This window comes from Methylobacterium sp. WL116 (assembly GCF_008039455.1).
Lineage (GTDB): Bacteria > Pseudomonadota > Alphaproteobacteria > Rhizobiales > Beijerinckiaceae > Methylobacterium.
In genome coordinates, this window is sequence record NZ_VRUV01000152.1 from 1 (window position 1) to 9,027 (window position 9,027).

Annotated in this window: 10 protein-coding genes; 4 read left to right on the plus strand and 6 right to left on the minus strand. The window is 71.0% G+C overall.

Annotation, left to right across the window (positions count from 1 at the left end; translation table 11 throughout):
- Both FV223_RS13080 and FV223_RS13085 read left to right on the plus strand, forming a co-directional pair.
- A partial coding sequence (locus tag FV223_RS13080; RefSeq protein ID WP_147727459.1) for a YcjX family protein occupies positions 1-915 on the plus strand: 915 nt, incomplete at its 5' end.
- Between the two features lie 34 nt (positions 916-949).
- On the plus strand, positions 950-1,981 hold the full coding sequence (locus FV223_RS13085) for a TIGR01620 family protein (protein ID WP_147727460.1): 1,032 nt from the start codon (positions 950-952) through the stop codon (positions 1,979-1,981).
- A gap of 3 nt (positions 1,982-1,984) precedes the next feature.
- Here the strand turns inward: FV223_RS13085 and FV223_RS13090 are convergent, their stop codons facing one another.
- From FV223_RS13090 to FV223_RS13115, 6 genes are all read right to left on the minus strand, one after another.
- Positions 1,985-2,227 carry a hypothetical protein gene (locus FV223_RS13090; RefSeq protein ID WP_147727461.1) on the minus strand — a complete coding sequence of 81 codons (243 nt, stop codon included), beginning with the start codon at positions 2,225-2,227 and terminating at the stop codon, positions 1,985-1,987.
- Positions 2,228-2,327: 100 nt separating this feature from the next.
- The gene (locus FV223_RS13095; protein ID WP_147727462.1) at positions 2,328-2,879 is read right to left on the minus strand and encodes an alpha/beta hydrolase; all 552 of its coding nucleotides are present in this window, start codon (positions 2,877-2,879) and stop codon (positions 2,328-2,330) included.
- A gap of 95 nt (positions 2,880-2,974) precedes the next feature.
- A complete protein-coding gene (locus tag FV223_RS13100) occupies positions 2,975-3,745 on the minus strand; it encodes a hypothetical protein (RefSeq protein WP_147727463.1) in 771 nt (256 codons plus the stop codon).
- A 55-nt stretch (positions 3,746-3,800) separates the two neighbouring features.
- The gene (locus FV223_RS13105; RefSeq protein WP_147727464.1) at positions 3,801-4,172 is read right to left on the minus strand and encodes a DUF3618 domain-containing protein; all 372 of its coding nucleotides are present in this window, start codon (positions 4,170-4,172) and stop codon (positions 3,801-3,803) included.
- A gap of 5 nt (positions 4,173-4,177) precedes the next feature.
- Positions 4,178-4,609 (minus strand): phage holin family protein, encoded by a 432-nt coding sequence (locus FV223_RS13110; RefSeq protein WP_147727465.1) that lies wholly within the window; start codon positions 4,607-4,609, stop codon positions 4,178-4,180.
- A gap of 11 nt (positions 4,610-4,620) precedes the next feature.
- Positions 4,621-5,100, minus strand: a complete 480-nt coding sequence (locus tag FV223_RS13115; protein ID WP_147727466.1) for a hypothetical protein — start codon at positions 5,098-5,100, stop codon at positions 4,621-4,623.
- Between the two features lie 348 nt (positions 5,101-5,448).
- Between FV223_RS13115 and FV223_RS13120 the strand changes: the two genes are divergently transcribed.
- Both FV223_RS13120 and glgX read left to right on the plus strand, forming a co-directional pair.
- Positions 5,449-6,870 (plus strand): trehalose-6-phosphate synthase, encoded by a 1,422-nt coding sequence (locus tag FV223_RS13120; protein WP_147727467.1) that lies wholly within the window; start codon positions 5,449-5,451, stop codon positions 6,868-6,870.
- 118 nt (positions 6,871-6,988) lie between these two features.
- Positions 6,989-9,027 (plus strand): glycogen debranching protein GlgX (gene glgX / locus FV223_RS13125; protein ID WP_147727468.1); only part of this gene is annotated, 2,039 nt, incomplete at its 3' end.

Here is a 9,027-nt window from a genome sequence, read left to right on the forward strand (position 1 = left end):
ATGCTGAGGGGGCTCGATCCGGCGGGGCCTCTAGACGAGGTGGTGGCCGAGCGGGCGAGCGCCGCCTTCACCGCCTATCTCGCGGCTCTCCGCGCCGGCCCGGAGATGGTGGCGACGACGCCGCCGGGCCGGTTCCTGATGCCGGGCGACCTCGCCGGCTCGCCGGCCCTGACCTTCGCCCCGCTCGACGAGCTGCCCGAGACGATCGCGCCGGGCACGCTCGCCGGGCTGATGGAGCGGCGCTTCGAGGCCTACAAGGCCAAGGTCGTCGTGCCGTTCTTCCGCGATCACTTCCAGCGCGTCGACCGACAGATCGTGCTGGTCGACGTGCTGGCCGCCGTCGATGCCGGGCCGGCGGCGCTGGCGGAGCTGGAGGAGGCGCTGGATTCCGTCCTGCTCAGCCTGAACATCGGCCGCAACACGCTGCTCTCGCGGCTGTTCGCACCGCGGGCCGACCGGATCGTGTTCGCCGCGACGAAGGCAGACCACCTGCACCAGACCAGCCACGATCGGCTCGAAGCGCTGCTGCGCCTGCTGGTGTCGCGCGCCATGCGCCGGACGGAGGCCGCCGGCGCCCGTGTCGGCACCGTGGCCCTGGCGTCGGTCCGCGCCACCCGCGAGACCACGATCCACGACGGCGACGCCGTGCTGCGCGCCGTCGCCGGGACGCCGGAGGCCGGCGAGACGGTCGGCGACGAGGTGTTCGACGGGACGGCCGAGGCCGCGGTGTTCCCAGGCCATCTCCCCGCCCGCCCGGAGGCGGTGCTCGAAGGCGCGGTCGAGCCCGGCTCGCTGCGGTTCCCGCGATTCCGCCCGCCATCGATCAAGCCCGACGCGCTGGGGCGTCCGGGCCACCTGCCGCAGATCCGCCTCGACCGGGCCATGCAGTTTTTGATCGGCGACAGGCTGACGTGATGGCGGCTCTGACGAGAACCCCGAGGACGATGCCGTGAGCTCGACCCAGCGCCCGCGCGCCTTCCGCATCCCCAGCGCCGATGCGCCCCCGGCCGTCGAGGGAATCCCTTCGATGCCGGCCGCCCCGACCGGCGTCCGCATCGTCGAGGATCCGGTCGAGATCCTCGACGCCGCCGACGGCACGCCCGTGCCGGTGGCGAAGTCGCGCGGCGTTCCGTGGGGCGGCCTGCTGCTGTCGGCCGCGGGCGGCCTCGTCTCCCTCGGGGTCGGCTTGTCGGTCGAGCGGCTGATCGCCGATCTGTTCCAGGCGGCGCCCTGGCTCGGCGGCGTCGCGCTCGCGCTCCTGGCGCTCGCCGGCCTCGCTCTCCTGGCGATCATCGTGCGCGAGGTGCGCGGGCTGTGGCGGGAGCGCAAGATCGAGCACCTGCGCCAGGCCGCCGTCGCGGCGATCGCGACCCGCGATCACAGTGCGGCGCAGGGGGTGGTTCGGGATCTCGCCGCCTTCTATGCGGATCGAACGGCGTTGGCGGCGGGCCGGCAGCGGCTCGAGGCTTCCGCCGACGCGATCCTCGACGTCGACGATCGCATCGGCCTCGCCGAGCACGAGCTGCTGAGCCCGCTGGACCGGCAGGCGCGCAATGCCATCGCCACCGCCGCCAAGCAGGTCTCGGGCGTGACCGCGCTCAGCCCGCGGGCAATCGTGGACGTGGCGTTCGTGATCTATTCCGCCGTGCGGCTGCTGCGCCGGATCGCGGCGATCTACGGCGGACGCCCGGGCTTCCTCGGCTTCCTGCGCCTGGCCAGAGCCGCCTTCGCCCACCTGACCGTCACCGGCGGAATGGCGGTCGGCGAGAGCATGATTCAGCAGGTGCTCGGCCTCGGCATCGCGGCGCGGGTCTCGGCCAAGCTCGGCGAGGGCGTGCTCAACGGCCTGATGACCGCGCGCTTCGGCCTCGCGGCCCTCGCGGTCTGCCGCCCGCTGCCGTTCGTGCGCGAGGCTCCGCCGCGCCTGTCGGTTGTCGCCGGCGAGCTTCTCCGCCCGGCCGAGCCGGAGCCGAAGCCGTGATGCTCAGGATTGCGCGCGCTTCTGTACCGCCTCGACGTTGCGGCGGTTCGCGATGCGGGTGAACATGTTGCCGGTGTAGTCGGCGACCTTCGGCTTCTCCACGGCCACGAGCTGGGCCTCGAACGCCTCGATGCGCTTGAGCAGCGCGGCGTCGCCGAAGATCGAGCTGTTGAAGGAGGTGTGGGCGCGCTCGCCCAGCGCCGTCTGCACGGCGTCCAGTCGCACCAGAAGCTCTTTTCGCGTCACGTCGATCTCCCGCGGGCCGGATCGCCCGTGATCCGGCACCCATCAGCGCGGGCTTGGGTAAACGAGAGGTTAACCGCCGGGCGCGATCGAGCCGACGGGCTCAAAGATCCTTCATGAACCCGGCCAGCCGCATCAGCCCCTCGGGCCACGGCCCATGGCCGCTCGCGACGTTGACGTGGCCGGATTCGCCGGCGTCGACCAGGGCCGATCCCCAGGCCGCGGCGAAATCCTCCGCGCGCTCGTAGCGGCAGTACGGATCGGTTCGGCTCGCCACCAAGAGCGACGGGAACGGCAGCGGCGCGCGCGGCAGCGGCGCGAAGGCGCGCACGCTGTCGGGCAGGTTCGGCGTCTCCTCGACATCCGGCAGCGCCACGAACAGCGCCCCGACGACGCGTCCTTCGGCAAGCTTCGGCACCGCCTCGACGCAGGCGACGACGCCGAGGCTGTGGGCGATGAGGATGACGGGCCGTATCGCGGCCGCGACCGCCTCGACGACGCGGCCGCACCAGGCCTCGGGCTCGGGCGCATGCCAGGACTGCTGCTCGACCACGCGGGCGGTCGACATGCGGCCGGCCCAGCGCGCCTGCCAGTGGCCCTCTTCCGAGCCGCCCAGGCCCGGAACGATCAGGATGTCGCAATCGGCGGTCTTCATGGTCGCGTGCCTACCGTCTCTCGGCGCGAGGGTCGAGAACGAAGAAAGGCGGCACCTCGCGGTGCCGCCTCTCGGATCGGGTCGATCGCGCCGGCTCAGAGCCGGTGCGCGGTACGGTCTTCGCCCTCATACGTGGGCTCGGTCTTGAGGCCGGCCTTCTGCGCCGCGGTCTGGATGTTGTCCGGGTCAAGGGCGGTCTCGACGAACTCGCGGCCACGGCTGGTGAACTCGCGGGCGTAGCGCAGGCCCTGGTCGCGGACCTCGTCGGCATAGGGACCGATGTTGCGGTCCTCCTGGCGCGTACGCGGGAGCAACGCGCCGAGAAGCAGGCCCGCGGCGACGCCGACGACGCCGACCAGCAGCGGGTTCTCGGTCACAAACTGCTCGACGGCGGTGCGACCGCGATCGAGCCGGTCGCTGCCGCGCACCACCGCGTCGTCGATCCGGCGCATGTGGTCGCGATGGACGCCGGAGACCCAGTTGCGGGCCTCGTCGGCCGCACCGCCGAGGCGATCGCGGACGTCGTCGGCCAAGTCGGCAGCACGATCGCGCGTGCGATCGGCGAAGTCCGCGGCCCGATCCGCCGCATCGCCCGCCGCCGCGCGAGCCTGACCGGCGACGCTGCCGACATCGGGTCCGGGACCGGCCTGATGATCGTGCGGCGACGCGTCGGGCCGTCCGATCGGATCGCGGAGGCCCGTGGGATCCGCCCGCAGGGTGTGGTCGGCCGCCTTCGCATGCGGGTCGAGGTGGACCGGGTCCAGGCCGCCGGCGTGCAGGCCCTGGTCGACCTTCGCGCCGGCGGCCCGGGCGAGGTCGTCCGGTAGGTGGTTGTCGGTCGTGGCCGACTTGCTCGTATCGCTCATGGCGTGATCCTTCAGAACTCGTACGCGGCTGGCAATGTCCGCAGGTGGCGGCCCGTCAGGCGCGGGTTTCGTCCATCAGCGAGGGTTTCGGCTGGCGGGTGGGCAGATCCGGATCGTAGACCCGGGCCGCCCCGTCGTTGAGCACCGGGACGCGCTCGGCCGAAGCCTGCGTCCGGCGGCGCGTCGCGTCCTGGGACATCCGATGCAGCAGCCAGCCGACGCCGGCGGCGATCAGCAGGACGGGAACCGGATTGCGGCGGACCGCTTCGAGCGCTCCGTCGTAGGCACCGCTGACGGCGGGTGCGCGGCGGGCGTTGCCGAGCATCTCGTCGACGAGGCTGGACACCGAGAGGCGGCCCTGGATGCGGTCGATGGTCTCGTCGAGGCGCGCGCGGCTCTCCTCGATGTCCCGCTCCATCTCGTTCATCGAACTCATCCGGACACTCTCTCGGAAAGGGCGCGGGCGTCCTGGCGGACCTGCCGGCCGGTACGGGTGGGCGTGAGCGTCGAGAACGACAGGGCGCTGCGTCCCCACAGCGCCATCCCGATCGCGACGACCAGGAGGACGCCGCCGACGATGAGGGCCGAGAGCCATTCCGAGCCGACGATCGTCGCCAGCCACTTCACGAAGGCGCCGATCAGCACGAGCAGGGCGACGACGGAGAAGACCGCCGAAGCCATGAGGCAGACGATGCCGATGATCAGCGAGCGGACGTTCCGCGCCATCTCGGCGCGGAACAGGGCGATCTCCTTGCGGGCGAGGTCGTTGGTCTCGCGCAGCGCGTCGCCGATGAGGCTCTGGATGCTGCCGGCGGGCGACGCACCGGAGGAGCCGGGGGGTGGGGTCTGCGATCCGGTCGACATGGCCGGGCCGCTCACGCGCGGAAGCTGTCGCGGGCGTCGCCTTCCGGCGGCAGGCTCGACGACTTGATGAAGCGCGCGGCGATGAAGCCGGCGACGAACGTTCCTACCGCGACCGCGACCGGTGCACGGCGGGCGAAGGCCTCGGCATCGCCGTAGAAGTCGGCGAAGCTGCGCGACTCGATCGAGCCGCCGAGCTGGCTCAGGCCGTCGGCAGCGCTGTCGAAGAACGCCTTGATGTTCGGGCGATCCTCGAAGTCCTTGCTCGAATCGCGCAGGGTCTTGGCGAGATCGTGGACGGACTGCGCCGCGTCGTTCTTGCGGCCCTCGACGAAGGTCTGCGCCTGAACCCGAGCTGCATCCATCAGGCCGCGCCCGCGCTCGGCCGCGACGTCGGCCAACCCCTCGACGTCGCCCTTCAGGCTGCGCCACTCGGCCTGCTCGCTGGCTGCGGCCTTGGCCGGATCGGGGTGGGGGATCTCGGACGCGGCCATAAGGGGACTCCTTCGAACACGGGGTCTTAGCGGGGCGATGTTCGCCTGAGTAACATCGTCCACGTCCGAGGGTTCCGGGGACGACGGCACATCCGCGGCTCAGCCTCCGTTCAGGGGCGATCGGCCAAGGTTCGTTCCTGCCTCCGCCGCCCCGCGCGGCGGGGACGGATGCGGGGACAGGCCCCGGATTTCGTCGTGACGGCCGCAAACGATCGCTTGACCCGCGGCAGTCATTCGCGCTTGGCTAACCCTACGGATCGCGCCGACCTCTCGCGCGTTCACGATGGCAAGAAACGTTGACGTTGCGCGTTCCACGCCGGCGCGCTTGAGGATCCGGAGCCCACCTGAGTGGCACGCCTTGTGATCGTATCGAACCGCGTTGCGGTTCCGGAAGAAGGCGGCAAGGCGGTCGCCGCCGGCGGCCTCGCCGTCGCCGTGAAGGAGGCCTTCACCGCCTACGAAGGTCTCTGGTTCGGGTGGAGCGGCAACATCAGCGAGGAGCCCTCAGAGGAACCGACGCTGATCGATCGGGACCGCGTCCAATACGCGGTGGTCGACCTCTCGCCGCAGGATCACAAGGAATACTACGCCGGCTTCGCCAACCGGGCGCTGTGGCCGATCATGCATTACCGGCTCGGTCTCGGGGCGTTCTCGCGCTCGGACTACGCCGGCTATTGCCGCGTCAACCGCATCTTTGCGCGGGCGCTCGCCAAGCTCGTCGAGCCCGACGACATCATCTGGGTCCACGACTACCACCTGCTGCCGATGGCCGCCGAGCTTCGCGGCCTCGGCCTCGCCAACCCGATCGGCTACTTCCACCACATCCCGTGGCCGGCCGCCGACGTGTTCAACACGCTGCCGGCGAGCAACGACCTGCTCCGCGCCATCGCCGACTACGACCTGATCGGCCTGCAGACCGACCCGGACGTGCAGAACCTGTCCCGCAACCTGATCGACACCCTGCGGGCGATCCCGCTCGGCGGCGGCTCGCTGATGGTCGACGGGCGCCGGACCCGGATCCGCAGCTTCCCGATCGGCATCGACGTCGCCGGCTTCAAGGACGCGGCGGAGAAGGCGGGCTCGAACGAGGTGGTGCGCGAGACGATGGCGGGCCTGCGCACCCGCAAGCTGCTGATCGGCGTCGACCGGCTCGACTATTCCAAGGGCGTGCCCGAGCGGATGGAGGCGGTGGAGCGCTTCTTCGCCTCGAACCCCGACCAGCGCGGCAACGTCACCTACATCCAGATCACGCCGAAGTCCCGCAGCGAGGTGCCGGAATACGAGCAGCTCTCGCGCACCGTCAACGAGACGGTCGGCGAGATCAACGGCGCGCTCGGCGACCCGGCGTGGACGCCGATCCAGTACGTCACCAAGGCCTATCCGCGCCCGGTTCTGGCCGGGCTGTATCGCGCCGCCCGCGTCGGCCTCGTGACGCCGATGCGCGACGGCATGAATCTCGTGGCGAAGGAATACGTCGTCGCCCAGAGCGAGGACGATCCCGGCGTGCTCGTGCTCTCAAAATTCGCCGGTGCGGCACGGCAGTTGCCCGAAGCGCTGATGGTGAACCCCTACGACCGCTTCGAGGTCGCGGAGGCGATCCGGACGGCCCTGTACATGCCGCGCAGCGAGCGCCTGGAGCGCTGGAAGCCGATGGTCGAGCGCATGACCCGCGAGGATGTCGATTGGTGGGCGCGCAGTTTCCTCTCCGAGCTCGAGAACTTCCGCACCGTCGAGCGCGAGCCGCCGACGACGGCCGCCGCGGCGGAGTGATCTCGGGGCGGACGTCGTCGTTCTCCACGGCCCATGCGGCCCGGCGGCTTGATCCGGGATCGCGGATGCGTCCACACCGGCTCCGGGCCGGGGGGACCATTCCGTGTCGCAGTCACGCATGATCGCCGTCGACGACGGCGTGCCGGCGCCTCTGGGCGCCCATTTCGACGGGCGCGGCGTCAACTTCGCGCTCTTCTCCGAGCACGCGACGGCGGTCGACCTTTGCCTGTTCGAGCCGGGCGAGCGCCACGAGAGCCGCACGATCCGCCTGCCCTGCCGCAGCGACGACATCTGGCACGGCTACCTCCGCGGCGTCCTGCCGGGCCAGCTCTACGGCTACCGGGTGCACGGGCCGTGGGAGCCGGCGCGCGGCCACCGCTTCAATCCGTCGAAGCTCGTCCTCGACCCTTATGCCCGCGAGATCCGCGGACGGATCCGCTGGCACGACGCCCTGTACGGCCACCGCCGCGGGCTGCAGCGCGAGGATCAGATCGACCGGCGCGACAGCGCGGTCTACATGCCGAAATCGGTCGTCACCGCGCCGGAGGTTCCGAACCTCGCGCTGCAGCCGATCCGCCGCCCGCTCTCCGAGACGGTGATCTACGAGGCGCACGTCAAGGCGCTGACGATGACCCATCCGGCCGTGCCGGAAGCCGAGCGCGGCACCTATGCGGCGCTGGCCCATCCGGCGATCGTCGAGCACCTGTGGAAGCTCGGCGTCACCGCGCTCGAGCTGCTGCCGATCCAAGCCTTCGCCGACGACCGCTTCCTGGTCGACAAGGGGCTGGTGAACTTCTGGGGCTACTCGCCGCTCGGCTACTTCGCGCCCGATCCGCGCTATCTCGGCGACGGCGGCCTCGGCGGCTTGAAGGCGGCGATCCGCGAGCTGAACGCCGCCGGCATCGAGACGATCCTCGACGTGGTCTACAACCACACCGCCGAAGCCGGCCATGCCGGGCCGACCTTGTCGTTCCGTGGCATCGACAACGCCAGCTACTACAAGCTCGACCCCGACAATCCCCGCCGCGACGTCGATTGCACCGGCTGCGGCAACACCCTGGACGTCGCTCACCCGCGGGTGATGCAGTTGGTGCTGGATTCGTTGCGCCACTGGGCGACCGCCTACGGCATCGCCGGCTTCCGCTTCGACCTCGCCACCAGCCTCGGCCGGGCGCCCTCCGCATTCTCGGCCGAGGCCGCATTCTTCCAGGCGGTGGCGCAGGATCCGGTGCTGGCGCGGGTGAAGATGATCGCCGAACCCTGGGACCTCGGCGAGAACGGCTATCGCCTCGGCGGCTATCCGCGCGGCTGGAGCGAGTGGAACGATCAGTTCCGCGACGCCGCCCGTGGCTTCTGGCGCGGCGATGCCGGCCAGCTGGCCAAGCTGACCCAGGGGCTGACCGGCTCGCGCGAGGTGTTCGCGCCGTCGGGCCGCTCGCCGCTCGCCAGCATCAACTTCGCTGCGACCCATGACGGCTACACGCTCGCCGACGTGGTCGCCTACGAGGAGAAGCACAACGCCGAGAACGGCGAGGACAACCGCGACGGCCACGGCCACAACGTCTCGCGCAACTACGGCGTCGAGGGGCCGACCGACGACCCGGCGATCCTCGCCATCCGCGCCCGCCAGAAGCGCAACCTGCTCGCCACCGTGATGCTGGCGCAGGGCGTGCCGATGCTGCTGATGGGCGATGAGCGCTCGCGCACGCAGCGCGGCAACAACAACGCCTATTGCCAGGACAACCCGACGAGCTGGATGGACTGGTCGACCGATCCCGACCCGGATCTCGGCGCCTTCGTCTCGAACCTCACGCGCCTGCGTCGGGAGAGGCCGGCCCTTCGCCGTCGGCAGTTCTTCGACGGCACGCCGATCGCCCCCGGGAGCACCCTGCGCGACGTGCATTGGCTCTCGCCCTGCGGCGCGGAGATGAATTCCGACGCCTGGGCCGACGAGAGCCGTCGCGCCTTCGGGATGCAGATCGGCAACGACCTCGATCACGGCCGCATCCTGATTTTGATCAATGCCGATCCCCAGCCCTGCGACTTCCGCCTCGCCGCGGTGATCGGCGGGCCGTGGCAGACGGTCCTCGACACCACCGCCGCGACCGGCGCGGTCGGCAGGGCACGCACCTCGTCGAGGCACGGCATCACGATCGA